The organism is Chryseobacterium sp. BIGb0232, assembly GCF_024810195.1.
GTDB classification, from domain to species: Bacteria; Bacteroidota; Bacteroidia; order Flavobacteriales; family Weeksellaceae; genus Chryseobacterium; species Chryseobacterium pennae.
Map to the genome: position 1 here is coordinate 28,550 of NZ_JANUEH010000007.1, position 26,457 is coordinate 55,006.

Annotated in this window: 26 protein-coding genes; 10 read left to right on the plus strand and 16 right to left on the minus strand. The window is 36.0% G+C overall.

Translation table 11 applies throughout. From position 1 onward, the window contains the following. Nucleotides 1-78: 78 nt before the first annotated feature. The 6 genes from M2372_RS15905 to M2372_RS15930 all read right to left on the minus strand — a co-directional run bounded on the left by M2372_RS15905 (nucleotide 79) and on the right by M2372_RS15930 (nucleotide 5,599). Nucleotides 79-1,074, minus strand: a complete 996-nt coding sequence (locus M2372_RS15905; RefSeq protein WP_228455782.1) for a phosphatidylinositol-specific phospholipase C — start codon at nucleotides 1,072-1,074, stop codon at nucleotides 79-81. A 231-nt stretch (nucleotides 1,075-1,305) separates the two neighbouring features. Next, nucleotides 1,306-1,971, minus strand: a complete 666-nt coding sequence (locus M2372_RS15910) for a hypothetical protein (protein ID WP_123320966.1) — start codon at nucleotides 1,969-1,971, stop codon at nucleotides 1,306-1,308. An 18-nt stretch (nucleotides 1,972-1,989) separates the two neighbouring features. Continuing rightward, nucleotides 1,990-2,478, minus strand: coding sequence for a hypothetical protein (locus tag M2372_RS15915; protein WP_123320965.1), 489 nt, complete (start codon nucleotides 2,476-2,478; stop codon nucleotides 1,990-1,992). 85 nt (nucleotides 2,479-2,563) lie between these two features. Continuing rightward, complete coding sequence (locus tag M2372_RS15920) at nucleotides 2,564-3,790, minus strand: 3-phosphoshikimate 1-carboxyvinyltransferase (protein ID WP_123320964.1); 1,227 nt, start codon at nucleotides 3,788-3,790, stop codon at nucleotides 2,564-2,566. A gap of 73 nt (nucleotides 3,791-3,863) precedes the next feature. Beyond that, the gene (locus M2372_RS15925) at nucleotides 3,864-4,190 is read right to left on the minus strand and encodes a nucleotide pyrophosphohydrolase (protein WP_065395382.1); all 327 of its coding nucleotides are present in this window, start codon (nucleotides 4,188-4,190) and stop codon (nucleotides 3,864-3,866) included. After that, nucleotides 4,190-5,599: a hypothetical protein gene (locus M2372_RS15930; protein WP_123320963.1), complete on the minus strand. Its 1,410-nt coding sequence runs from the start codon at nucleotides 5,597-5,599 to the stop codon at nucleotides 4,190-4,192. The genes M2372_RS15925 and M2372_RS15930 overlap by 1 nt, the downstream gene beginning before the upstream one ends. A 183-nt stretch (nucleotides 5,600-5,782) precedes the next feature. Here M2372_RS15930 and M2372_RS15935 point away from each other — a divergent pair, with 183 nt between their 5' ends. Continuing rightward, nucleotides 5,783-6,034: a type B 50S ribosomal protein L31 gene (locus M2372_RS15935; protein WP_027375398.1), complete on the plus strand. Its 252-nt coding sequence runs from the start codon at nucleotides 5,783-5,785 to the stop codon at nucleotides 6,032-6,034. A gap of 261 nt (nucleotides 6,035-6,295) precedes the next feature. Continuing rightward, complete coding sequence (locus M2372_RS15940) at nucleotides 6,296-7,456, plus strand: putative sugar nucleotidyl transferase (RefSeq protein ID WP_123320962.1); 1,161 nt, start codon at nucleotides 6,296-6,298, stop codon at nucleotides 7,454-7,456. 49 nt (nucleotides 7,457-7,505) lie between these two features. On the opposite strand, the gene M2372_RS15945 is transcribed toward M2372_RS15940, so the two are convergent. Then, nucleotides 7,506-8,315 carry a hypothetical protein gene (locus M2372_RS15945; RefSeq protein ID WP_123320961.1) on the minus strand — a complete coding sequence of 270 codons (810 nt, stop codon included), beginning with the start codon at nucleotides 8,313-8,315 and terminating at the stop codon, nucleotides 7,506-7,508. 198 nt (nucleotides 8,316-8,513) lie between these two features. Here M2372_RS15945 and M2372_RS15950 point away from each other — a divergent pair, with 198 nt between their 5' ends. The 5 genes from M2372_RS15950 (at nucleotide 8,514) to guaB (ending at nucleotide 13,190) form a co-directional block, all read left to right on the plus strand. Continuing rightward, nucleotides 8,514-9,023: an RNA polymerase sigma factor gene (locus tag M2372_RS15950; protein WP_115970560.1), complete on the plus strand. Its 510-nt coding sequence runs from the start codon at nucleotides 8,514-8,516 to the stop codon at nucleotides 9,021-9,023. After that, entirely contained in the window at nucleotides 8,998-9,669 is a 672-nt protein-coding gene (locus tag M2372_RS15955; RefSeq protein ID WP_185018909.1) for a hypothetical protein, read from the plus strand. The genes M2372_RS15950 and M2372_RS15955 overlap by 26 nt, the downstream gene beginning before the upstream one ends. A 49-nt stretch (nucleotides 9,670-9,718) precedes the next feature. Then, entirely contained in the window at nucleotides 9,719-10,999 is a 1,281-nt protein-coding gene (locus tag M2372_RS15960) for a DUF4252 domain-containing protein (RefSeq protein ID WP_123320960.1), read from the plus strand. Nucleotides 11,000-11,009: 10 nt separating this feature from the next. Further along, on the plus strand, nucleotides 11,010-11,510 hold the full coding sequence (locus M2372_RS15965; RefSeq protein WP_115970558.1) for a DUF4252 domain-containing protein: 501 nt from the start codon (nucleotides 11,010-11,012) through the stop codon (nucleotides 11,508-11,510). A 219-nt stretch (nucleotides 11,511-11,729) separates the two neighbouring features. Further along, nucleotides 11,730-13,190, plus strand: coding sequence for an IMP dehydrogenase (gene guaB / locus M2372_RS15970; protein ID WP_123320959.1), 1,461 nt, complete (start codon nucleotides 11,730-11,732; stop codon nucleotides 13,188-13,190). 51 nt (nucleotides 13,191-13,241) lie between these two features. On the opposite strand, the gene M2372_RS15975 is transcribed toward guaB, so the two are convergent. The 5 genes from M2372_RS15975 to M2372_RS15995 form a co-directional block, all read right to left on the minus strand. Continuing rightward, a complete protein-coding gene (locus M2372_RS15975) occupies nucleotides 13,242-13,439 on the minus strand; it encodes a KTSC domain-containing protein (protein ID WP_123320958.1) in 198 nt (65 codons plus the stop codon). Between the two features lie 92 nt (nucleotides 13,440-13,531). Then, nucleotides 13,532-14,218 (minus strand): T9SS type A sorting domain-containing protein, encoded by a 687-nt coding sequence (locus M2372_RS15980; protein ID WP_123320957.1) that lies wholly within the window; start codon nucleotides 14,216-14,218, stop codon nucleotides 13,532-13,534. A 5-nt stretch (nucleotides 14,219-14,223) separates the two neighbouring features. Beyond that, nucleotides 14,224-14,817, minus strand: coding sequence for a phage tail protein (locus tag M2372_RS15985; RefSeq protein ID WP_123320956.1), 594 nt, complete (start codon nucleotides 14,815-14,817; stop codon nucleotides 14,224-14,226). Between the two features lie 106 nt (nucleotides 14,818-14,923). Next, the gene (locus tag M2372_RS15990; protein WP_228455781.1) at nucleotides 14,924-16,801 is read right to left on the minus strand and encodes a hypothetical protein; all 1,878 of its coding nucleotides are present in this window, start codon (nucleotides 16,799-16,801) and stop codon (nucleotides 14,924-14,926) included. Next, complete coding sequence (locus M2372_RS15995) at nucleotides 16,801-17,871, minus strand: DUF4407 domain-containing protein (protein ID WP_123321000.1); 1,071 nt, start codon at nucleotides 17,869-17,871, stop codon at nucleotides 16,801-16,803. The genes M2372_RS15990 and M2372_RS15995 overlap by 1 nt, the downstream gene beginning before the upstream one ends. Before the next feature lie 165 nt (nucleotides 17,872-18,036). Here M2372_RS15995 and M2372_RS16000 point away from each other — a divergent pair, with 165 nt between their 5' ends. Continuing rightward, nucleotides 18,037-18,645: a hypothetical protein gene (locus tag M2372_RS16000; protein ID WP_123320955.1), complete on the plus strand. Its 609-nt coding sequence runs from the start codon at nucleotides 18,037-18,039 to the stop codon at nucleotides 18,643-18,645. A 27-nt stretch (nucleotides 18,646-18,672) separates the two neighbouring features. On the opposite strand, the gene ruvC is transcribed toward M2372_RS16000, so the two are convergent. From ruvC to M2372_RS16015, 3 genes are all read right to left on the minus strand, one after another. Further along, complete coding sequence (ruvC, locus tag M2372_RS16005) at nucleotides 18,673-19,227, minus strand: crossover junction endodeoxyribonuclease RuvC (protein WP_115970552.1); 555 nt, start codon at nucleotides 19,225-19,227, stop codon at nucleotides 18,673-18,675. Nucleotides 19,228-19,345: 118 nt separating this feature from the next. Further along, nucleotides 19,346-19,876, minus strand: a complete 531-nt coding sequence (locus M2372_RS16010) for a 2'-5' RNA ligase family protein (protein ID WP_123320954.1) — start codon at nucleotides 19,874-19,876, stop codon at nucleotides 19,346-19,348. A 98-nt stretch (nucleotides 19,877-19,974) separates the two neighbouring features. Then, the gene (locus M2372_RS16015) at nucleotides 19,975-21,081 is read right to left on the minus strand and encodes a serine hydrolase (RefSeq protein WP_228455780.1); all 1,107 of its coding nucleotides are present in this window, start codon (nucleotides 21,079-21,081) and stop codon (nucleotides 19,975-19,977) included. Nucleotides 21,082-21,257: 176 nt separating this feature from the next. On the opposite strand from M2372_RS16015, the gene M2372_RS16020 reads away from it, so the two are divergent. Next, the gene (locus tag M2372_RS16020; RefSeq protein ID WP_123320952.1) at nucleotides 21,258-22,667 is read left to right on the plus strand and encodes a pyridoxal-dependent decarboxylase; all 1,410 of its coding nucleotides are present in this window, start codon (nucleotides 21,258-21,260) and stop codon (nucleotides 22,665-22,667) included. Nucleotides 22,668-22,818: 151 nt separating this feature from the next. Here the strand turns inward: M2372_RS16020 and M2372_RS16025 are convergent, their stop codons facing one another. Next, the gene (locus M2372_RS16025) at nucleotides 22,819-23,529 is read right to left on the minus strand and encodes a diphthine--ammonia ligase (RefSeq protein ID WP_123320951.1); all 711 of its coding nucleotides are present in this window, start codon (nucleotides 23,527-23,529) and stop codon (nucleotides 22,819-22,821) included. A 127-nt stretch (nucleotides 23,530-23,656) separates the two neighbouring features. Between M2372_RS16025 and M2372_RS16030 the strand changes: the two genes are divergently transcribed. Continuing rightward, entirely contained in the window at nucleotides 23,657-26,389 is a 2,733-nt protein-coding gene (locus M2372_RS16030; RefSeq protein ID WP_123320950.1) for a pitrilysin family protein, read from the plus strand. The last annotated feature ends 68 nt before the right edge of the window (nucleotides 26,390-26,457 follow it).

Consider the following 26,457-nt stretch of genomic DNA (forward strand, 5'->3'; position numbering starts at 1 on the left):
ATCTTCTCAAGCTGCAAGTATAAAAAAGCTGCCTCCAATAAGAGGCAGCTTCACGACTACAATTTATATTTAATTACACTAAAAATTAGTTTTTACAATCAGTTCAGCCAGTTCAGTGTTTACAAAATCAACAGGCATGATTCCATAAGAACCTTTTGTATTGCTTTGGAAGAATGTTTTAAGTTTAGGATTAATCGCATTGGAAACCGTAGGAATACTTGGGATTCCGAAGATTCCGGGCTTATAACCACTGGTGAAATTGATGAATAGTCTGTTACTGCTGCTGCTTTTGGCTTCATTGAAAAGATTGGAAATTCCGTTCCATTTATCATCATTATTGGACACCTTATAATAATCCTGAACCTTAAGCTGAGCCCCGGGATTATTGATTTCAAAGGTGGTATTATCTGCCCATGAAGTAGCATTGATTCCTTTAGATGTTCCGGATGAAAACCGTCTGAGTAATTTAATCTTTCCTCTTACTTCTCCAAGAGTAGGAATAGTTGTTCCAAGATCCCATTTTGAAGGATTTTTCTGAATGTATGAATCAAAAGTGCTCTCAAAACTTCTTGTGGTATTGGAGGCATCATGTTCTTCTTTTACAGACATGATAATGGTTTCTGATGGATGGCTTGCCAGGAAAGCATAACAAGCATTAAGAACATCATCAAAATTTAAATTCTGGTAAATAGCACCATGATGGATCGTAAATGAATTATCAATATGTCTGCAACGGATATCCAGGAATCGAACTCCTGCATTCAGCTGTTCAGCAATACTGAGGTTTTGTGTCTTTGCTGTACCTGTTACTACAGGGGCATCTATACGCGCTCCGGAATCATGGGTGCCGGGAATGGAAATTTTTGAAATTGAAATATTATCCTGCAATCCAGCCATCCAGCTGTTCATTTCTACAGGAACAAGAGCCATTTTATAGCTCGATTTGTTGAGAGGATTAAGACCTGTTTCATTGGAATCCCTTTCTACTACTCCTTCTGAGCAGGAAAAGAAAACTGTTGCAGTGGCAATGCTAAAGGTAAAAATTTTTACATATTTCATGTGGTGCTTGAACATAGTTTACATTTTAATTAGAGTTAAAATTAAGAATATGTCAAGCAGGCAGGAGTTAATTTAACTTTAAAAGATGATTAAATTGTTGTATGGAAGGTAGGAAGCTGGAAGAGGGAAGTACTTTGATTCGAGGATGAGGTATTTTCTTTTTTATATACTGAAATAGCAGATCAAAAGTCTGCTATAGCTTTTCCAGGATAGATAACCTCCATCTTCAAGCATGCTGGTTCCATCTTAAAATACAAAATCTTCCTTCAATCCCGGAATTTTGAACCTGTGTTCACCCATTTTGAAATCATCCATTTTAATAAGGGTCTTAAGCTTATAATTAAATTCCTTGTTGAAGCTTTCCGGTACTTTGGTCTCATCATCACATGACGAATACTCTCTGTCCACAATGACTTTTCCTGTAGAAAAATTGATTTCATTGGTAAAATCAAACTCACAGTTATCTGCAAAATTATCATAGGAACCTATGAGATAAAAATCTCCGTTCTGGAATCTGAAAGTATGTTTATTAGTCAGGGTATGTCTTGAATTGCTGGAGAAATGCTGTTCGACAATCAGGCAGTTGTTTTTAATCTGAATGTCAAGAATATTACCATCAGGATAAAAGCCCATCCTACTTGAATAAAGCAGAGTAGAATTTTCTTTCCAGATCTTAAGATTTCCCTGATCATTTTTCAGAATATAGAAAACTCTTTTATAATCTTTTTCTTCGGCAGATGCTGGTTTATCAGTATCGAATACAAGAACAGTTTCATTCTTGCCATCCTTATCCAGATCTCCTTTGATCTCCTTCACTTTTTTATAACCTTTTGGGACAGAAAAATTTTTCAGGTTTTGAGCAAAAGACAGAGTTGCAAGTATAATGGCAATACAAGAAAATAACTTTTTCATAGGAAAAATATTCAGGAATTATAATCCTGTATTCTCTTTTACAATCAATGTGGATTCGTCCAAACTGTTTAGATTGCCCTTTATCGATTTGTATATCCCCGGAATATCAGTTTCTTTCCCTTTGCTATCTGTTACAGTAACTCCTGTGGAATGGGATGCGTCTTCCGCATAATAAGAATTGTATACCTGATACTGATAGTTATTATTAGTGAATGACAAGTAACTCAGATCCATTCCTGCATTTTGCTTCCCTCCGCCTCTGTGATAAGATCTGTAGCTAAACTGTTTCCAGCTATCTTTAGTTCTTGCTGCAGGAAACTCCATTTCTACTTTAGTTTTATTTCCGAAACGATATTGAATGTATTCATCTTTTTTATCTTTTACCAATGTCATTTTCTTTCCGTTTTTTGTTTCAAAAGAAAAGATGATTTCTTCATTGGGAAGAAGGTACTGTGCCCATATTGATAACGGAAGTGTCAAGGCAAATAAGATCAGATATTTTTTCATGATTGGGTGTGGTTTTTAATGGATGCAGTAATTTGAGAATACTCAATGATTCATTCTCAAACTACTACATTTTCAGATTTTCAAATTAATTTGACATAATGCTTGAAAGGTTTTCCCAGAACATCGGGTAAGATTTTTCCACAACATTTTCATCTTCAATAGTAAGTTCCCCGATCAGGCAGTAAGGGGCAAAGCTCATGGCCATTCTGTGATCTTGGTATGTTTTGATTGAAATAGATTTTTCAGGTTCTCCAAAACTTACCGATTCAATGGTTAAATCTGTAATTTCGGTTTCTGTACCCAGCTTCTTCAGTTCATTATATAAAGCCTGAAGCCTGTCTGTTTCTTTTACTCTTAATGTCCCCAATCCTGAAATTTCAAAAGGAATTTTCAATGCAGCAGCCGTTACACAAAGTGTTTGTGCAATATCCGGACAGTTGTTCATGTCAAGGATAATTTTTTCAGGGAAAGAAAAATCAGGTTGAGGTTCCAGCGTAAGTTGATGTTCAGCTTCAGAATAGGTTGTTGTAATTCCGAAGAAATTCTCATAAATTTTTGCAATAGCTGAATCTCCTTGGGTAGATTCTTTGTAGAAACTTTTCAGATGAATGGTTTCTCTTCCCAACGCACAGATCGAGTAGAAGTAGGATGCAGAGCTCCAGTCACTTTCCACTTCGTAGCTTTTGGTGGAAGCGTCATTATTTTGAGTGAAAGGTTCTACTTTAATGGTATTTCCTTCAAAGCTGTTTTTAATTCCGAATCTTGTCAGAATATCAAGGGTCATTTCAATATAAGATCTTGAAGTCACTTCTCCCACAAGACGAATTTCCAGTCCGTTTTCAAGTTTTCCTGCAATAAGAAGCAGAGAAGTAATAAACTGGCTGGAAATATTAGCAGGGACATTTACAGAAGTCTGTGTAATCTTTTTTCCTGTGATTTTTAAAGGGGGAAACCCTTCGTTTTCCATATATTCGATCTCAGCACCAAGATCTTTCAGGGCACTTACCAGATTTTTGATCGGCCTTTCCTTCATTCTTCCGGAGCCGGTAAGTATTGTAGTTTTTCCCTCCTGAATAGAGTAGTAGGATGTAAGGAAACGCATCGCTGTTCCTGCATGGTGAATATCTACTACATCCGTAACTTCAGACAATGCCTTTTTCAGCAATTGCGTATCCTGAGAATTAGATAAATTCCCGATTTTTATATTACTAAACAGACTTTCCAGAATCAATAAACGATTCGAAATACTTTTCGAACCGCTGATCTGTACTGTTTTATTTCCTATTAATGTTGATTTTTCTAGCTTCTTCATTATTTCTTCAGATTTCAGAATCCGAATGCCGTATTTCAAGTGTGATTGTATTTGAGATCTAGCATCTGGAGTCTTATTTTAATTTCTCATTATTCTGATGACGATCTTTATCACGATCGGTTTTTATTTTCATTTTTCTGTCAAAAGCATCCTGCAGATTAACACCGGTTTGGTTAGCCAGACATAATGTGACAAACAGTACATCTGCCAGCTCCTCGCCAAGATCTTTGCTTTTATCACTTTCCTTTTCACTCTGTTCACCATATCTTCTGGCAATGATTCTGGCTACTTCACCCACTTCTTCAGTAAGCATGGCCATATTGGTCAGTTCATTAAAATATCTTACACCGATGGTTTTGATCCATTCGTCAACCTGCTGTTGTAATTGCGTAATTTCCATTATTGATAAGCTCCGAGTGTAGGGTTAGTGGTTCTTGATTCATTTACAATATCAAAAGGTACGTTGCCTGCTACAGTTACATTTCCTTTTCCTTTTGCCGGAGATGTCGTTTTTACTCTTAGATTCATTTTTGCAGCAAAATAATTCATAAACTGAGGATCCTCATTTTTGATTGTCTGTACTACATTTACATTATTATCAAAAGTAAACCCAGCTTCTGAAGTACCGGAATATTTCAATAAACAGTTTTGAATCAGGTAGTCAAACTGTTGTCCGGGTGTTGCTTCAAACTGTAATGCATTATCCCTGTCAGAATAAACGATGCTGTTTCTGAGGTTAAATTGCTGTAAAGCACCTTGCTCTGACTGTCCTTTTTCATTCTTCCATTCATTCGTTACGAAGATCCCATTTCTGTTAAAAGTTCCCATCGATTTAGAATAGTTGGCAACGGTAACATGAGTATAATTATGGCTTCCGCCTTTGAAAATCCCGATACATGATGAACCACAGTTATTCATCACTAAGTTGCTTGCTGTAACTTTAGAATTGACGGCATAAATTCCATATTCGAAGAAAGTATGTATAAATGAATTGGTAATATTGGCAGTGGTCTGTTTCATATCCAGACCTTTTGTTCCTCCGAATAATCTGGCGTGATTCATATTAAGAATAGATGCAGGTTCCATTTTAATAGAATTCCAGTTTTTGGATATCGTATCATAATAAGGATCATTCCTGTCACCACGAAGGATAACCTGCTTGTCTAAAGTGCCATTAATATTTAAAACAGCATTCGACGAAACTTTCATTCCGCTGTTTTTGTGGAAATATACCTTGGTGCCAGGATCTATATCCAACGTTACGTTCTTATCCAGGGTAAGATCTCCATAGATGATCTTCGCCTTATTATTGGTCCAGGTCGTAGAACTGGTAATTACATTAGGATTCGTAGGAGTCTGAATAAAGAATTCTGCATCCTGAACCACAGAGAACAGGGTTACATGCTGCTGCCCGGCAGGTCCTGTGAAAATTACCTTGTCTTCAGCAATGGCTTCCGGGCCTGTTGCCTGTGGAGCAATCTCTACATATATATATAGGCTGTCTTTTTTTCTCAGAGGAACATCTTTAAAATCATATCCCGGTTTTCCATCCACATTGATTCTGTATAATGATGATACCCCATTCTCAAGATTCACCCTTGGGATCAGAATATCTTTATCCTCATTATTATATACTTTTACTACATAGGTTTCAGAACGTACCTGATTATAAACGGTATCACAGAATACGGTATCTCTTGAAAATCTTAACTGTTGTGAAGGCGCATCAAACGTAATGTCATCCTTATTACACGATACTGCGACAAGGAGCATCCAGAAAGAAAAAGCCAGTAATAATTTGAATTTCATCGAAATTAAAGTTTAAGTAAGTTCCAAATTTAACGAAAATACTTTGAATTTCTTATCAATAAAAAAATATTGAATTCACTATTTGGATATTAGAAAAAAAGTTGTACTTTTGCAACCTAAAATTAGCAGAGAAATATCCATTACTATTTCGAAAGCAAACTTTAATTTTTTAAAAATAGCATTATGAAAAACGGAATCCACCCAGAAAATTATAGACTTGTTGTTTTCAAAGATATGAGTAACGACGAGGTGTTTCTTTGCAAATCTACTGCAGAAACAAAAGATACTATCGAGTTCGAAGGACAAGAGTATCCATTAATCAAAATGGAAATCTCTTCAACTTCTCACCCTTTCTACACAGGTAAAGTTAAGTTAGTTGACACAGCTGGTAGAGTTGATAAGTTCATGAACAAATACAAAAAATTCGCTAAGTAATTTTTGTATACTCAAAATATTAAAGCCTTTCAATTTTTTGGAAGGCTTTTTTGTTGTAAAAAATAAATGACAGAACTTATGAACAAGATAGGATATGCCAAAGGTATCATCCATCTCTCATCTCTTTGTCTATTATCTATCCATCTATTATCTTCTGTCTTCTCTCCCAACTTCTCTCATCTTTTTGTATTTTTGTTTTTAGACAGTAAAAGTTCGGCCTTAGTCTTTACCTTCTGTCTTGTAACCTTTAACATCTAAAAAATGCAATTAGTATTTTCAGACGCACAATATTGGGAAGATTTTCTTCCGCTTACCTTTACAAGACCGGTTGCAGCGATGCGATGCGGAATCCTTACTTTCTCTGAAAGATGGCAGAGAATTCTGGAGAATACAGAAGTTTCTTTTTTTACAGAAATGTACCTTCAGGATAAATTTAAAGTTCCGGAAGAAAAAGAGAGCCTTTTTATCGTTCCGAACTTTATTCCCACAGAATCTGTTATTCAGCAGATCAAAGACCTTAAGCAGGGAGAGGCATTGGTATATGAAGATGAATTGGTAGCAGCGAAGATTAATATGAAAGGGTTTTCCCTTCATCAGATCGAAAAAATGACTGATATTAAGGAAGAACTGATCTTTTTTAAAAAGCCGGCCGATCTGTTTACTTACAATCATCATGCGATTGATTTTGACTTTGCTCTGCTTACCCATGGAAGAACTTCACAGGAATTGTCTTCTACCAATGGGTTTTTAGGTGATCAAAAAGACCTTTTCATCGAAGAGGGTGCTTCTGTTGAATTTTCAACGATCAATACGAAAACAGGAAAAATCTATATCGGGAAAAATACAGAAGTAATGGAAGGGTGTCACCTTCGCGGGCCTATTGCACTTTGTGACGATTCTAAATTTAATCTTGGTGCTAAAATCTATGGTGCTACCACTGTGGGACCACACTGTAAAGTAGGAGGAGAAGTAAACAATATTATTATTTTTGGATATTCCAGCAAAGGCCATGAAGGCTTTGTCGGAAATTCTGTGATTGGCGAATGGTGCAACTTTGGAGCCGATACCAATTCATCCAATATGAAAAATAACTACGGACATGTAAAATTCTGGAGTTACAGAACCAAAGCTTTTGAAGATACAGGTTTACAATTTGCCGGGATGATTATGGGTGACCATTCTAAAACTGCTATCAATACTCAGTTAAATACAGGAACCGTTGTAGGAGTGGCATCCAATATTTTCAAACCGGGTTTTCCACCGAACCTTGTGGAAAATTTCTCATGGGGAGGTTTAAAAGATGATGAGAAATTCAGATTGGATAAAGTGTATGAAGTGGCAGAAAGGGCGATGGCGAGAAGAAAAGTAGCTTTAACGGAAGAAGATAAGGCAATTCTGAAGCATGTTTTTGATACCTATTAAAAAACTAAAATAAAATAGAGAACCCTCAGTATTTCTGAGGGTTTGTTTTTTAGTTTGAATATAATAATCTTAGACTATCTAAATAACTTTTTCCGGAAATAATCTCCGCTTCTTTGTCTTTGAAAAAAAAGAATTGATACGCTGGGTTTTCTTTTTGTAATTTCTCAAATTTTCTTTCACTAATGCTTTTTCCATTGAAATAATAGTAGTCCGGAGGGGTTTCCTGAGAAATATAAACTCCGCCTACAGTATATGTCCTGGAATCAATGCTGAATTCTTTATTCTCTAATCTTTCGTTTTTCTCAAAAATAATAGCTTCATTTTTAAAATCATTTGAACTGATCATATTTTCATTTCTTGAAGCTGCATTAATTTTATCAAAATCAAAGTATAAAACATTTTTCTTCTCAATCAATTCATTGGGGATCTCCAGGGTAAAAGTTCCATCTTCATTGGTTATGGTTTTAATGTATTTTGATTTAGAGATAAAGAAAACTTGAGCACCGGATACTTCCTTTTTTGTTATTTTAGAAATTAGTTTTCCGGATACTTTTGTGATGTCTGCTGTTTTTTGCTCTGTAGCGGCTCTGAAATAATCTTTAGCTTGACCCTGAGCAAAAGTGAGGTTCGTAATTAAGATAATTCCCGCAGCAGCTAACGCCAATGATCTTGTTGAAATTCTTCCGCAAATTTCTTTTCCATCAGCTGTTTTAATAATATCCTGAATTTGTTCATCAGTATTATCCGTAAAATCTACAACACATTTGGAGCATTTCTCACAAAACTTTCCTGTAGGAAAGTCTTGCATTTTATCCCAGTTTTCAGAACAGGGATTGTGGATTTTGATCGTATTCTTCATATTTATATTTTATCCTCTACAGTTATGTTGTTTAATAAATTAAATATAGTATTTTTCTAAAAGAAAGCAATGTGCTTAATTGTTTATCTTAGCCGAAAACTCGATAGAAAATAAAAAAAATATTTTTTTCAAAGTTTTTTTATTTTTGATGTAATAGATTGTAAAGACCAATTGTCTTACCTATAAGAAACAAAACTCATGACCCAAGAAACTTTCAAGAATACGGTGTTTATTCTCAAAGACGAGATGTATCGTTTTGCGAAGCGATTCGTCATGAGTAGTGATGAGGCAGAAGATGTAGTGCAGGATATTATGATGAAATTCTGGCAGAAACGGGATGAACTGGAGCAGTTTGGAAATTTAAAATCCTATGCGCTGAAGTCTGTCCGGAACGAATGCCTGAACCGTCTGAAGCATCACGATGTGAAGATAGGCTTTGCGGATATGCAACTTCACCGGTCGGAACTTTACAGTATGGAAGTTGATAATCTTAAAGAATATATTATAGGATTTATCAATCAGCTTCCCGAAAAACAGAAACTGGTGATCCACTTGAAAGATGTAGAAGAGTACGATGTTTCTGAAATTTCCGAAATGCTGGAAATGGAGGAAAATGCAGTAAGGGTAAACCTTATGCGGGCAAGACAAAAAGTAAAAGAACAAATCTCACAACTGATGAGCTATGAAAAAAGATCAATTACAAGATAAATACGATGAAATCTTCCAGGATATAAAGGAAGAAAAAATGGAATGGAGCTTTGATGATTTTCTTCAACAGGCAGAAAATACGAAGCCTGAAGAGAATGCAACTCCTGTTATTCCGTTGGAAGAAAAGAGAAAGCCCTCCTTTCCCAAATGGTTCTGGATGGCCGCCAGTATAATGCTGGTCTTTGGTGTCGGACTTTTCCTTAAAAACAATTCCGGAACAGAAGTTCATGATAAGGAAAGTCTGGTGAAAAATGAAGTATTAAGGCAAAAATCCGGCTTCATTGAAGAAAATAATAATCACCAGGAGCAGGTGGCAGTAAATCATACCGATTCTATTTCAGGAACAAAAAAAGATTCTATCTTTCAGGATAATCATGTGGCTGAAAAAGATGTAATGGATGAGATATTGCCGAAAAGAGGAAGGCTTAAAAAAGAAAGAAAACCAAGGTATGCAGACAACTCCTCTTTACAAAATAATAAGTCTAAAGATTCTACAGGATATGAAAATTCTTATGTCATTGTAAATGGTAAAAGAATAGACAATGTAGAAGAAGCAATCAATGTAACAAAGTACTCATTCCAGATATTTGCAAACAACGTTAGTGAAAAACTGGCACAGCCTACGGTGGTAGATGATGATTATTAATCGGAAAAAGAATTGCCATCATTAACCTTAAGAAAATAAAAATTGACTCATGAAAAAACTATTCATAATATTCGCTCTCGCTTTTTCCCATTTCTTTAATGTATATGGACAAAAAGATAAATTTGACCAGCTCTTTGACAAATATCAGGAAGTGGAAGGAGTAACCTCTATTAAGATTGCAAAACCAATGTTTGGTATGCTGAGCAGTCTCAATATAGATGATTCCCAGCTGGATCAGATTAAACCGTTATTATCAAAAATCAACGGATTAAAAATTCTTATTACTGAAAATCAGGAAAAAGGAAATACTGTTGATGGCCGCAAGGTTCAGACTAATATGTCTCAGCTGGGTAAAGATATTTCATCTTATTTGAAAAATCTGAACTATAGCGAAATCATGTCGGTGAATAACGCCGGGGCTAAAGTGAAATTTCTTTCCGCAGAAGCTAAGAACGGTATTTTAGAAGACCTGTTGCTGAGTATTGACGGAGGAAACGGGGAAAACATTTTTGTAATGCTTGACGGAAAACTTTCCATGGATGATGTAAGCAAGATCATCAACTCCAGCGAAACGAAAAAGAATCCGGTAACCAGCACAAGAAATAGCCTGACTTCAGAGAATAATTCATCTTACCTGAACGGAGAAGCAAGGAATGTAGGCGATTTTTCAGGAATCCAGGTGAGTACAGGAGTAAACGTAATCTTTAAACAGGAAAAACAAACCAGTGTAAAAGTGATTGCTGATGCAGATAAGCTGCAATATATTATTACAAAAGTGGAGAATGGAGTTTTGAAAGTTTATATCGATAATAAAGGGGTAAGAAATCTGAGATTTAAAAATTTGAGTATCAATGTATCTTCCCCAAGAATGGAAAATATTGATGTATCATCAGGATCTAACTTTACAGTAGTGCAGTCTATTCAGGAGAAAAATATGAAAATTGATGCTTCATCCGGTTCCAACCTAACAGGAGATTTCAAGATTTCAAATACTACAAACATTTCAGCTTCTTCCGGATCAAATATCAGAGCAGGAATTACATCGGGGAATATCGGTGTCAAAATTTCAAGCGGGTCCAATATCAGCCTGCGCGGAAAAGCAGACTCCGGAACTATTGATATCAGTAGTGGAGCACTGTGTAAAGCAGATGATCTGGAATTTACTTATCTTGAAACAGAAGCTACTTCCGGAGGTAACCTTAGTGTAAATGTATCAGGAAAACTGAAAGTAAGGGCCTCTTCAGGAGGATCGGTAAGATATAAAGGAAGACCTGAAATAGATGCTAACATCAGTAAAACATCAGGAGGATTATTAAAAGCAATAGACTAAAATCATCACCATGAAAACTCTTAAAACTATTTTATTTTCGCTTTTGGTAATAGGTACACTTCAATCCTGTATTGTTTCCAGTAAACCAAAGATGGATTTCTTCTCAGATTCCGGATATGATTTTAAAGGTGCCAGGTTTACAAGTTTTAATGTGCCACTAATGCTGGCCAAACCCTATATCAAGAAAGCTCTGAGAAAAGATGGGGAAAGTGAAGAACTCATCAGCCTTATCAAAAAGATCTCTAAAATAAAGATTCTTACAGTAGAAAACGGCAGTAAAGAAATGCTGAACGATTATGCTAAATTTCTAAATAATAATCATTTTGAAGAGTGGGCGACTATAAAACATAATGGAGAAAATGTAAATCTACGCGTGAAACAGGAAGGAGAGGCCATTAAAAATATGCTTATTACTGTAAATTCACATAAAGAATTGGTTTTTGTGGATGTAAAAGGAAGTTTTACCCCGGATGATATTTCAAAAATGATCAATGCCGTTGCAGACAAATAATCTTATAAAGAATTTTGTTTAAAAACAGCAGATTAATCATGAGAGAAAATTAATTGTTGCAAGTAGTTTCAGACATACTCAATTTATTTTGTAAAGGAAAACCGTTCTTAAAAAGAGCGGTTTTTCGATTTAAGTTATTGATTATTAATTTTTATTTAAACTATTAAAAATGATTTTCATATGTCGTTAAAATAACCTAATTTTGCACAGAAAGTAAAGATGTCTATTCATAACAAAATTGTAGAGACAGCCATCACTTTCGATGACGTTCTTCTAGTCCCTTCTTATTCAGAAGTTTTACCTAATCAGGTTTCATTAAAATCAAGACTTACCGACAAAATCACGCTGAATGTTCCGATAGTTTCCGCTGCAATGGACACTGTTACTGAAGGTGATTTAGCAATTGCCCTGGCAAGAGTTGGAGGTTTAGGCTTTATCCACAAAAACATGACGATTGCCGAGCAGGCAGCACAGGTAAACCGTGTGAAACGTTCCGAAAACGGAATGATTTCAGATCCGGTTACCCTATCAAAAGACTACACTTTAGGACAGGCTAAAGAGATGATGGCTAAGTTCAAAATCTCAGGACTTCCTGTAGTGGATACTAATAATGTTCTTATCGGAATTATTACCAACAGAGATGTAAAGTATCAGGAAAATCTTGATGTGAAAGTAGAGGAGATCATGACAAAAGAAAACCTGATCACTTCAGACAAAGATACCAATCTTGAAAAAGCAAAAGAAATCCTTCTTAGAAGCAGAGTTGAGAAATTACCTATTGTAGATAAGGATAACAAGCTTGTAGGTTTAATTACCATTAAAGATATCGATAATCAACTAGAATATCCAAATGCCAATAAAGACCAGAACGGACGCCTTATCGTAGGAGCCGGAGTGGGAGTGGGAGAAGATACTTTAGACAGAATTGAAGCTTTGGTACAGGCTGGAGTGGATATTATTGCTATTGATTCTGCACACGGACATTCTAAGGGAGTTTTAGATAAAATTTCTGAAATCAGAAAAGCTTATCCGAACTTAGATATCGTAGGTGGAAATATTGTAACTGCTGAAGCGGCTGCAGATCTTATCAAAGCAGGGGCTAATGTCCTTAAAGTAGGTGTTGGACCAGGTTCTATCTGTACAACAAGAGTAGTTGCCGGAGTTGGGGTACCTCAGCTATCTGCAATCTATAATGTATACGAATATGCTAAATCTCAGAACGTAACTGTAATTGCAGATGGTGGGATCAAGCTTTCCGGAGATATTGTAAAAGCTATTGCAAGTGGAGCAGGAGCAGTAATGCTGGGTTCTCTTTTAGCAGGTACAGACGAAGCGCCAGGAGAAGAAATTATCTTCCAGGGAAGAAAATTCAAGTCTTACCAGGGAATGGGAAGCCTTTCTGCCATGAAGAGAGGAGGAAAAGAAAGATATTTCCAGAGTGAAGCTAAAAAATTCGTTCCGGAAGGAATTGAAGGAAGAGTACCACACAAAGGAAAATTAGAAGATGTGATCTTCCAGTTAACCGGAGGTTTAAGAGCTGGTATGGGATATTGTGGGGCTAAAGATATTGAAGTTTTACAAAAAGATTCCAAACTGGTAATGATTACAGGAAGTGGATTGAAAGAATCACACCCACATGATGTGATCATCACGCAGGAAGCTCCTAACTATTCTTTATAAAGAATTTTAATAATATAGAAAAGACTGTCTCATCATAAAGACAGTCTTTTTTTATTTCACTTTTTTATATCTGAATCTGGGTTTGATAACCTTGTTTAAATATTTAGCTCTGGATGAAGCCTTACCAAAGTTCTCAATAATATGAAGCGGGACTTTAAAATAATCATATACGGCTCCAGACTGATATATAATTCTTAATATTTCAGTTTCCGGAAAATAAATGAAATTATTGACAACACTGGATGGCATATTCAGTTTCCGGCAAAAAATATTCCCTAAAAATAAAACAAAGACTTTCGGAGTCTCCAAAAGCCTTCATTAGTTTTATGAAGAAAATTATTTTATTTTTTCACGAATTTAAATTCATGAGACTGTAGATTCCTCATTATAATTTTTAAGATATACATTCCCGGAGTAAGTTTTGACACATCAACCTTTGAATCGAAGACTTCGGACTTAATAAGTCGTCCATCAATATTGTAGATCTGCATAACCTGTGCATTATTAATTCCTGAAACCTGAATGAAATCAGAAACAGGATTGGGGAAGATCTGAATTTTACTTTTGGAAATTTCCTGTATTCCTAATGTCCCGCCCTGTACATCGCCCATCATGGTAGAATTGGCAGCCGTAAGATTTCCGTTACAGTCTCCATTGGTTACAGTTGTATTTTCAATCCATGTTCCTATTGCATTACCCGGAGGTATCGAAAGGGAATTATTTCCTGTTGAATTGTAATAAATTAAATAAGGAGTGGTGAAAGTGCCGTTTCCTTCATCACCAAGGAATTCCCATCTGGTAAGCGCATTGTTCCATTGAATTTTAAATTCACAGTTTCCCAACCCTCCACAGGGTTGTTGATCATTAATAGGAGTTGTCATGTAGATGTTTTTATTGAAGGTATCCACTCCTGTTTTATTAAAAATAAAATTCTGATTTTCAAACAGGTTATGACATCCATTAAAGGTAATCGTCTGGGCTGAAGCTGAGCCTGCAAGTACCAGACATAGTAAGTAAAGGTATTTCATAACAATTAATTATGGGAAGGGAAAATACCATTTAGCGCAATAATACATTTTAATGTAATAAATGGTTGTCTGTTTTCGTGAGGTTGGTTTCCTCCGGTATTGCCTATCATACTACTTTTCATGGTAGTATCTGTTGCTGCGTCTGAATATTCTTTATCCAGAACTTTTGTATTAGCCGGAAGGCTTCCGGTGGGTACATTCTGATTTCCTTCTGCTGTTACAGCACTTACTGAATGGCTGTGGGCTGGCATTTGGGTAACTGTTAATGTTACTCCTTCAGCACCGCCAACTTCTCCTAAAGTGTAAGTGGTTCCACTTGAAGGGCTTGTCCCGTTATGAATAAGTACCCGGCCTCTCATATCCGGTAATGCGAAATTGGTGGTCCCATTTCCACCATAAGTTGTTCCCAACAGTGAAAAAAGAGCTTGGTTTTGAGCAATTGGTAAAATTTGTCCGTTACATTCGGCCCAGCCATTCGGGGCAAAATTATAGGGTACGAATGCAATTTGTCCTAAGAAAGGATCTGACCCTTGAGCTTTTAATGCAGGGGAAAATGCACTGCAGATAAGCAGTGTGCATACGAAAAGTAAATTTTTCATGATAATTGATTTTTACTAGTATAAAGTTAAAAAGAAAAAACCTTTCAGATTGAACTAAAAGGTTTGAATTTATTAATGGTTTTGGTGATTTCTATAGATGTTTTCTCTAGGAATTTAATAAATCATGATAATTTATTATATGCAAATATCCCTCTTCTCTAATGCTTACTACTAATTGATGTTTAATAGCTATATCATAAATTTCTTTTGGAGACATGCTTCCTTTCTCGCTAAGTATTTTGCTCATATTTTTAAGCAGATCCAGATGAAGGATCAGATCTTCCCGTGTTTTTTGTACAAGATCCTGCATCAGTTTTTCAACTCTTTCATCTGTAATATGCTGCTGCATTCGGTGAGCATAGTCCTCCAGATTATAAGTGGCCTGATAATCTTCTTCAAAACCGTATTTCCTGATGAAATCAATGGCTAAACCTGTAGCCTGTTCCCGATCATGACTTCTTCCGATACTTGCATGCTGATCACCAAAAATAATTTCTTCAGCGATACCACCTGCCAGATAGATTTTGATCCTGTCCAGAAGGCTTCCTTTGGTATCATGAATCTGATGTGGGAAAGTAAAACCGGCTGCATAGCTGCTTGCCACCTTGCTTTTAAGCTGTAATGGAGCGAAACCTGTATAGAGCATATAAGAAATGGCATGTCCGCATTCATGAACACTGATGTTGGCTACAGCATCTTGTTGGTTGGCTTGTCGTATGCTGTCGATTCTTCCCAGATAAGGAATTTCAATAGTTCTGCTGCCAACCTTTCCGATAATGATCTTTTTATCCTGAAGATAATCGATTTCAATGCTGTTATCTTCATGAATAATGGCTTCAAAAAGAAACTTGCTGAGGTTAGTATCTAAAATATCCACTACACTGCTGAATACAGGACGCACTCCCTGAACCGGAAATACACCGTTTCTGTAGATCAGCTCATTGATTGCCTTGCTTGTTTTTAAAGAAATACCAAATTTGTTTTTTGTTTTATGCTTCAGATTATTGATCTCCCGTTGGATAAGCTTATGAAAATCTTCGGTTTTTAACGAAAAATAGATTAGATGAATATTTCCGAATCTGGCAACCTGCTCAGGGCGGAATTTTCTGGCTAATGCATTTTTTATATCAACTACAGTTATTTTTTTAGTAAACGCGTGGTAAATATTGGCATCCACATCTGCTTCACTGGTTTCTTTTGACATCTGAAAAGCTTCATCCAGGTTCCCGCTGATGATGATCAGCATTTTGCTGTAATCTACCGGCTCATAGATTTTCTTTTCTTTCTGCTTCTTGCGGATCAGCTTAATCATATCTTCCTCTTTCATTTCAATAATGCTCATGACATCATCATCCATGCTGAGGTATTTTTTTAATTCTTTGGCATCCCAGAGGTTCAGATAAGGGTTTTCATCCAGTTCCGTTTCTCCGTTCAGTTTTCTTCTGTCATTTTCTTTTTTACGGAATAGATAAGAGAATAAATAATGTTCAAGATCTTCCCGTTCTCTTTTGCTGAGACGTCCGTCACTTAAAAGTTCCCAGAAATCTGTGAATTTGGTCTGTGGAACCGGCATCCCATCCGGATCAATCGTATTAAAACGCTGGATTTCATCGAAGAGAGCAATACTGGGTTTTTCATCGCTTAATCCATTACTTTGTAATATATCAGACACACTTTTGCTCCATGATGTTTCATCCGAATTACTTAGTTCAATTTCTACAAAACGGTTTTGAAAATCAAGAAAACGGACCATTTTTCTCACCAGATCTGTTTTTCCTACGCCGGTCATTCCCCATAGGTTAATTACTACAGGGCGGGTCAGGATCTCAGGCATCAGATACCAGATCTGGATGTATTCCATGATATCATCGATGATCTTATCTATACCGATGAATTCTTTTTTAAGGTAAGCTTTACAGTCGTCCAGCTTTTTCTTTTTCTTCCGGATTTCTTCTTTATCAATAATCATGGATGAAAAATACATTATTTTTTTAGATTATCCTTGAAATCATCAACTCTGAAATCGGTTAGCGCATTTCCTTTTTCAATTTTTTCCTTAGAATAAAGCCTGAAGTCGTTTTCGGTTTTTTCTAAAAGATAGTCATAAGGACCTACGTGAGAGATCAGTTTTACCAGCACCGGAGAAATTTCAAGACAGATGAATAATCCCATAATAAAGGTAGCTGCCAATCCTATAATGGCAGAATTTTTACCCAATTCATCCAAAGCCTGAAGCCGTGCTGCAAATCCATTGAATTTATCTTCAAAAGTTTCGGTAGACTTTCTTTCAGTTTCAAGATTCGTATATACTTTTGAAATCTCTTTATCAAGATATTCTAATCTTGGAGCTACCTGTTTCTGATAGTTTTCAAGATCCTGTCTGCGTTGCTCCTTCAATTGCTGTTTACGTTTGGCATTAGACCCGAATCCTTCTTTTCCACTGGTTAGTCCGGATTCTTTTCCCAAAATTTCCTTTTCAAGTTCTACAGAGGCAGAATCATAGGATTGCTGATAGAGGGCTGTTTTTTCTGCGATCTGTTTCTTTTCCGTTTCAAAAGGCCCGCTTTGCTGAAGAATTCTTCCTGTCATTTCACCCTGAAGCTGTTTTTTATTCCTTTGAATAATGGTATTTAATTGTTTATTCACCTCCTTTTCAAAGATTTTCAGTTCTAAAGGTTTTGAAATAATAATCCCTAGAAATGTGGCAAGAATCAAACGTGGAATAGACATCAGGATCTGATTCCACCATGTACCGGTTTTCTTAATGGAAGAAACAATATAGCGGTCGAGGTTAAAGATCATTAATCCCCATAGAATTCCAAATCCCACTGCTGCCCAGATATCGTCGAATACGGTATACATAGCATAACCTGCAGATAGGGTGGCGAACACTGCCGTAAAAAGTACAATTCCTCCAATTCCGGAAAATTTATTCCATTCACTTGGAGTTTTTCTTAAAATATGGATGTTCCCGCCGGAGCATACCATCAGGAACTTCTGGAACCAATTTATTTTATGATTCGTTTGATTTATAGTTTGTTGGTTTGTTTTCATCATAGAAAATTTATACAAAGGTAGTATTAAAAATTATACCAATGTAAAAGATAGTATTATGTTTTACCAAGTAATTTAAACTTTAGCTTTAAATAGTTTATTAACACTATGTTTTTCATTATTGATAAAAATGATTAACTTTAACTCTCTTTGCTAAGATTTGTAATGAAAATAATAGTATTCCTTTTCTTACTTGCGTCAGAATTTATATATGCTCAGGCAGTTATTTCTGATGAGTATAATAAAATTCCCGATTCATTGCATTTTAAAGATGATTTGTATAAATCTATCATTCCGGATAAAAAATACGAGAATTGGAAAGTTATGCGAAAATATGATTCGCTGCGTGAAGAGTTATTGTATGAGAATAAAAGTTGGCTGGATGAAAAGAATATTAGAATCCATTCTCCAGATCAAGGATTTTTTGTTGAATGCATGCCTGACTGGTGCTTTACCTATATCAGGATACTTGATAATAAAAAGTTCCGAGATATTGACAGTGAAGAAGAATTAAGAAGCTTTATTGGTTATGTAGATAATATACAGGAAGCTTTGCTTATCGCAAAGACCTATGGCTTTTGGTTTGATCAGAAAGATCCGGTTGGAGGCTCTTTCAAGCAGGACGAAGATTATTTTTATCTTTATCTTGCAAAGTTTGAAAACTGCCCGGTTAGTAGGGAATCATTTTTTATTAAACTGAATAGAAAAACTAGAGCTTTTGAATCTCAGACAAAAGGAGTGTATTACAAAACCGATAAATGTTTTGTCTCTTAAGGATTTTCTCAACCTTTATTAAAATCTCTACTTCAGCCTATCAGGATTCTGCTTCAAAAAACTATCCCACCCAGAATACGACTTTGTATCCGTAATCGTTCCAGAGTTAAAGTGATGACACACTGCCACAGCAAGACCATCAGAAGCATCTAAATATTTGGTAGGAAATTCCTTTAGCTTAAAAAGATTCTGAAGCATTCCTGCTACCTGTTCTTTGCTGGCATTCCCATTTCCGGTGATGGCCATTTTGATCTTTTTAGGAGAATACTCTGTGATGGGAACATTTCTGTATAAGCTCGCAGCCATGGCTACACCCTGTGCACGTCCCAATTTCAGCATACTTTGTACATTTTTACCAAAGAAGGGAGCTTCAAGAGCGACTTCGTCCGGATGATACTCGTCAATTAAAGCTAATGTCTTTTCGAAAATATATTTTAGTTTGGTCTCATGGTTGGGATATTTTTTTAGAATCAGTTCATGAACGGCAACCATCTCCATTTTACCTTTTTTAACGGAAATAAGACCAAAGCCCATAACGGCTGTTCCGGGATCAATACCTAAAATTATCTTCTCTGCAATCATTGGGTCAAAGATAGGACTTTATAAAATAATATTGAGATAAGACGAAAAGATAAGAGGCTAATAGATGATAGATAAATTGATAATAGAAAAATAAAAGCTAAGGAAAAAACAGGTGGGTTTACATTGTTTCTGTAAAGAGTTTCTCTGCAATAGAAACCCATTTTCCGTCATGACGCAACAATAGGATTTTGTCAACTAAGAATTTCGTTTTGTATTCTTTGTGCTCATATTTTTCCCAGGCTTTAAGATAATTTTCCCAAGTCAGATCCCTGTATCCTACCGTCATATGAGGGGTAAAGGAATATTTAGCAAAGTTAAACTGCTGTTTTACTCTGTTGTGAAGATCTGTTAAATGAACATTGTCTTCAGGATGTACAAAGATCACCGGATTTTTGGGATTGGCAAAACTTCCGAAACCGTTCAGTTCAATTTCAAATGGAGAAAGGATAGTATTAATCTTTTGAAAAGCAATGTGAATATCTTCTTCCAATTCCAGTTCCCTGGAGAAAGGTGGAAAAAGAGTGATATGTGCTTCATTTTTTAATGCCTTAGAGTTTCCATAAGAAACAGCAAGGTCTTTTTTAAAAGCTCCTATCTCTTTGATGATTTCTTCTGATGGGTAAATGGCAATGAAGTACATTTTTTTCATAAGGCAAATTAATAAATAAACTTGAATGCATAAAAAAAGCCTGCCCAAAATGCAGACTCTTTATATTTGCGATTGATCTTCGGAAAGGAATAGAAAGACTAATTTCCTGATCTAAGCTGATTAAGGGTGTTTTCAAGATGATCGGTAATCTTTTTTACTTCAATATGCGGTTTGAATACTAAGCCTTTTCCTTTTTCTTCATCTGCAATATTAGAAAGGATAATAACAGAAGTTTTCGTTTCAGGATAATAGATGTTCAGGGAAGGAGACCCTTTTACATACCCACTGTGAAAATACGAATTGGGCTTGCCGATGTTCAGCATGATTCCATAGGCATAGCCCATTTTTCCAAAGATAGCATGTCGTCTTTCTGAGCTTTTTGCCATAAAGAGCTTGAGGGTTTCCGGTTTCAGGATTTTTCCGCCATAAAGAGCACTGTTCCAGGTGTGAAGATCATCAATGGTAGAAAGGATTCCCCCTGCAGGAGTTCCTATTTCTTTTCCCCCCAATCTTTTGGGCATATTCGGTACTTCTTCAGGTTTATTTGCATTTCCAAGGTAAGCGGATGCAAAATGGGTTCCTTTAAAAATATCGCCGGTTGAGGAATGAGCCATGCCTGCCTTTTTAAACAGTTCCAGCGCATTGTCATTATATGATTTTCCCGAGACTGTTTCTACGATTTTTCCCAGTGCATTAAACCCATCGTTGGAGTAGTTGAAATCTGTTCCGCTTTTAAACATTAGCTTACCTCCCATCATATTCAGTCCTGAAGTATGATTCAGCAGTTGATGAATCGTAATGTTTTCATATTCTTTGATTTGGAATTCCTTTAAATATTTAGAAACTTTATCCGTCATATTTAATTTTCCCTGCTCCATCTGAAGTAAAGTCATAACGGCAGTGAACTGTTTGCTTACAGATCCGATGGCAAAGATGGTATTACTGTCAATTTTTGTTTTTCTTTTAAAATCAGAATATCCGTTTTCTTTTCTGTAAAGAGGAAGGGAATCCTTGAAAACTGCAATACTTCCATTGAAATGATATTTTTTGAATACAGAATCAATCTGCTGTTCCAAAAGTGTTTTCTGAAAAGCGGTGATAGTGGAATCAATAATGGCTTTTTTATCAACAGGAGGAGCCGAGGGTTCTGTTTTACATGAAAATAAAAAACACAGAGGCAGAAGGAACATTAAATTTTTGATCACGGGTGTTTATTTTTTTAGATTAACATTGATATTCTTAAAGATACTGAAATTTTTAAGAGCAGTGTAGGATGCAAAATACGTGCTAAGAAGGGAATTTTGAGGGATTTAATGCGTATTTAATGATTCTTTGTCTGGTATTCAATACATTTGAATAGAATATCTCTAACCCCAACATCATGGAAGAACATTTGAAAAATGATTCAGTAAACATAAGCCATCTATTGGATATTATAAAAAAGCAAGGCACCGAATACCTGAATACCCTTGCAGACAGACCTACATCAATAAATAATGCCCTTATACCAGAGTCGGTAGATCTTCCGGAATATGGCTATGGAACGGAAGAAGTTTTAAAGATATTCAATAAAAGATTTGAACCTATTATGGTGGGATCAGCAGGTCCAAGGTATCTGGGATTTGTTACCGGTGGTGCTACTCCAGCTTCTATGGCAGGAGACTGGCTCTCTACCATTTATGACCAGAATCCCCAATCAACAAAAGGACAGGGAGATATTTCAGCGAATGTAGAAATTGAGACTATTAGATTTATGCTGGAACTTCTGGAACTCCCGGACAGTTTTCTGGGTGGTTTTGTAACCGGAGCTACCATGTCTAATTTTACCTGTCTTGCAGTAGCCCGTCAATGGCTGGGAAAAGCAAAAGGCAGAGATATTGCCAAAGAAGGAATTTCTGAACCCATCAAAATTCTGACTGCAACTCCGCATTCATCATCTATTAAGTCATTATCTCTTTTGGGAATCGGAAGTAATAGTATCATCAGGATTAAAACTGAAGGGAGTGATCGTGAATCTATCTGTATTAAGGATCTGGAAGAGCAGATTATACATCTGAATAATGAGCCGTTCATCTTGATTTCCAGTGGTGGAACAGTAAATACCGTTGACTTTGATGATTTTACAGAGATCAGAAAACTGAAGGGAAAATATAATTTCTGGTGGCATATTGATGCTGCATTCGGAGGCTTTGCTGCTTGCTCAGATCATTATAAACACCTTGTCAAAGACTGGGAATATGCAGACAGTATTACCGTAGACTGTCATAAATGGTTGAATGTACCGTATGAAAGTGCTGTATTCCTGGTAAAAGAAGAACACAAAGTTTTACAGGTAGAAACCTTCCAGAACTCAAATGCTCCTTATTTAGGTGATCCTTTGGAAAATTTTGGCTATTTAAATTTTCTTCCTGAGAATTCAAGACGTTTAAAAGCACTTCCTGCCTGGTTTTCTATAATGGCGTATGGTAAGAAAGGGTATCAGTATATTGTAGAAAATAATGTTGCGCTGGCAAGAAACTTCGGAAAACTTATTGAAAACAGTGATGATTTTAAACTCTTGGCGCCAGTACGTCTTAATACAGTCTGTTTCACTTTAAGGGATGATGAAAAACAGGATAGAGTAGGAAAATTCCTTGAAATGCTTAATGCTACAGGAAAAGTCTTTATGACTCCTACTGTTTATAATCAGCAAAAAGGAATCAGAGCAGCTTTTGTAAATTGGAAAACTACAGAAACAGATGTACAGCTGATATTTGATACAATGAATGACATTATTACACAATTAAAGTAAATTTTTAATGCCACGAATACACGAATATTTTAATTGTGCTTTCATCACTAAGCCATCCTTCCGAGTAATTTAATTATTATTCTCCATTAATAATAATCAAAATATTCTAAGCCTATTTATCCGTGTATCCGTGGCAAAAAATATTGCTGTTTTATTTTGCAATCAGATCACAAAACCAGAAAATATATTCTTCATCCTCATCTTCCGGATTAGATTTCGGTTTGGGATAAGTCTTTTTTACCGTTTCTCCGGTTTCAAACTGAACAGGACTTTTAAAAACAGGTCCATCAAAAGTAAATGTATGAAATTCCCCATTTTCTCCACACGGATCTACATTTTCAGGAAGATCATCAAGAAACTGCTGGTCAATAATTCTTCCTGCAAAACTTTTATCTAGGTAAGCTCCGTTTACACAGGTTACAATCGTTTTGAATCCTGATTTTAAAAACTCCTGAATCAGGTCTGAAGTATTTTGTTTCCAGAGAGGAAATACTGCCTGCATTCCGATGGTGTTTAATTGCTTCTCCCTGTATTGACGAATATCTTCCAGGAAAATATCCCCGAAAATAGAATGAGTAATTCCCTGAGCCTGTATTTCAGCCATTGTTTTATTCATGATCTTCTGATATTCTTCCATGGATGGTTCTCTGGGAAGTTCCATCTTAATAAGAGGAATACCAAGAAGAGAAGTTTGCTGTTCCAAAAGATTAACATGTACACCGTGCATGGAAATTCTTTGAAACTCTTTATTGATACTGGTTAAAAGAGTCGCAATCTCATACTGATCTTCCTGTAATATTTTATAAAGAGCCAATGCAGAATCTTTTCCGCTGCTCCAGTTGAATAAGGCTTTAGGCTTCATGGATGAACACGTTTATTAATCCTGCAATTTTATGACAAAATTTGTAACATTTGGGCGATTTATACTGTCTAATTATTATAATACATTTGAAAACTTTCTAAATTAAACAGATTTAAAAATAAAACACATGAAAAATCTATTGGTTGGGACAGCTGTCCTGTTTTTTACGGGAATTGCCACACCCTTATTTTCGCAGAAAGCAGACACCCCAAAATTTGTAAGTAACACGGAAGGAGTAAAAGAATATACTCTGAATAACGGGATGAAAGTCCTTTTGATTCCGGATCCTTCCCAAAGTAATATGGTGGTGAATATCATTTATAATGTAGGATCCAAACATGAAGGCTATGGAGAAAAAGGAATGGCACATTTACTGGAGCATATGTTGTTTAAAAGCACTAAAAAATTAGGTGATATTAAAAAACAATTGTCAGATAAAGGAGGAGATGCCAATGGAACAACCTGGTATGACAGAACAAATTATTACGAAATCTTTCCTTCAAGTGATGAAAACCTGAAATGGGCCTTAGAAATGGAAGCCGACAGGATGATCAATGCTACGATTCTTCAATCTGACCTGGATAAAGAGTTTTCTGTAGTGAGAAACGAGTTTGAGATCGGTGAAAATAATCCAGGATCCGTTTTAATGGAACGTATTGTATCCACAGCCTATTTATGGCATAATTACGGAAACAGCACCATCGGAAGTAAAGAAGATATTGAAAGGGTAAAAGCTCCAATACTTAGAAAATTCTATGAGAAACATTATCAGCCAGATAATGCAACCCTTGTTGTAGCAGGTAAATTTGATGAAAAACAGGCTTTAAACTATATTTCTCAATATTTCTCTGTTATTCCCAAACCTTCAAGAGTTTTAGACCAGACCTATACCGTTGAACCTGCTCAGGACGGAGAACGCTTTGTAGAGCTGAAACGTTCAGGAGATAGCAAAATTGTAGGAGCATTGTATCACACAGCACCTTATGCGGATAAAGACTATGCGGCTTTGGATGCTTTATCAGAAATTTTAACGGCAGATCCTTCAGGCTATTTATATAAAGCTATGATTGATTCTCATAAAGCAGCTTCTATCTATTCGTACCAGCCAACAGTAAGAGATGCGGCATTTATGTACTTTGGTCTGGAAGTGCCTGCAGATAAGGATGTAAAAGCTGTAGAAAGTGAATTCAGAACAGAACTGGATAAAGTTTCAGGCATTAAGTACACAGAACAGGATGTTGCAAGAGCCAAAGCTAAGATTTTAAAGCAAATTGAGAATACAAAAAACAATACGATTAATTTTGCTATTGAGCTGACAGAAATTGTAGGAGCTGGAAATTATAAATTAGGAATGTTATATCGTGATAATATCGAAAAACTGACCTTGGCTGATGTTCAGAGAGTTTCCGATAAATATTTTAAAACGAATAACAGAACGGTAGGGATATTTGTGCCTTCTAAAGATGAGGTAAGAGTTAAGAATATTGAATATTCTGACAATCAGATTGCTACTTTAACAAACAGTTATAAAGGAAAAGCTCTTGAAAAAGAAGTGGCTCCTTTTGAAGCAAGTATTAAAAACCTAAAAGCTAATCTGTCTGAAGGCAAACTAAGCAACGGGATGAAGTATGGGGTGATCAGAAAAGAAATCAAAGGTGGAAAAGTATTGGGAAGCTTCCGTTTTCCTGTAGGTAATGCTAAAGACTTAAGCGGAAAAGCTCAGATTGGAGCTTTAATGGCTCAGGTGATGAAAACAGGGACTAAGACTCATACAAAAGAACAGATTCAGGATATGCTGGATCAGTGGAAATCTTCCATCAGTTTCTCATTCAGAGGACAAACATTATCTGCCAATGTAAGCACATACAAAGAGCATTTGCCAAAAGTAATGGATCTGATGAAAGAAATCCTTACAGAGTCTAACTTCCCTGAAGCAGAATTGGTAAAAACAGTCAATGAATATAATACTTCCCTTGAAGGCTCTTTAAATGATCCGCAGGCATTGGCATTTACTGAGATTGGAAAAATTACGGAAAACTATCCTAAAGAAAGCATCTTCTATACTCCATCTTTCAAAGAGCAAATTGAAGCTAATAAAACCATTAAAAGACAGGAGCTTGTAGACTTTTATAGTAAAATTATAGGAAGTAATAATGGGGTAGGAACCATGATCGGAGACCTGGATTCCAAGACAGCCTCTTCATTAATGGAAGGTGCCTTTGGGAAATGGAACTCAAAATCGAATTACGAACAGATTAAGCCTGAACTTTTTGCCACTAAAAAAGAAGATAAGATCTATTTGACTCCGGATAAAGAAAACGGTGCTGCAGTTGGAAAAATCAGCTTCTCTATGGATAGAAAAAGCTCTGATTATCCGGCACTTCTTATAGCGAACGAAATATTGGGAAGCGGAGGTTTTATGACCGCGAGAATTCCTATGAGACTTCGTGAAAAAGAAGGAATCAGCTATGGAGCAGGTTCGTATATGAATGTTCCGGCAGATAATGCCGTTGCCTCATGGGGTTGGTATGCATTCTTTAATCCAACGAAAAAAGATGCTGTGAATTCGGCATTAAAAGAAGAAGTGAATAAAGCAGTGAAAGAAGGATTTACCGAGGAAGAATTTAAATCCAATCTAACTTCCTGGCTGACCTCAAGAAAAACAAGCCTAGGAAATGAAAGTACCCTGATGGGGCTTGTAAACTCTCAGCTTCAGTATGGTATTCCTTTGGAGGATTATGATACACTGGAAGCAAAAGTTTCTGGCTTAAAAGTAGGACAGGTGAATGATGCCCTTAAAAAGTATATCAGTGAAGATAAACTGACTTCTGTTTTTGCAGGGGATTTCAACAAGAAATAATTGAAGATACATAACAAATAAAACCGCAGGTAACTCTGCGGTTTTTGTTTTTAAAACATTGATGTAAC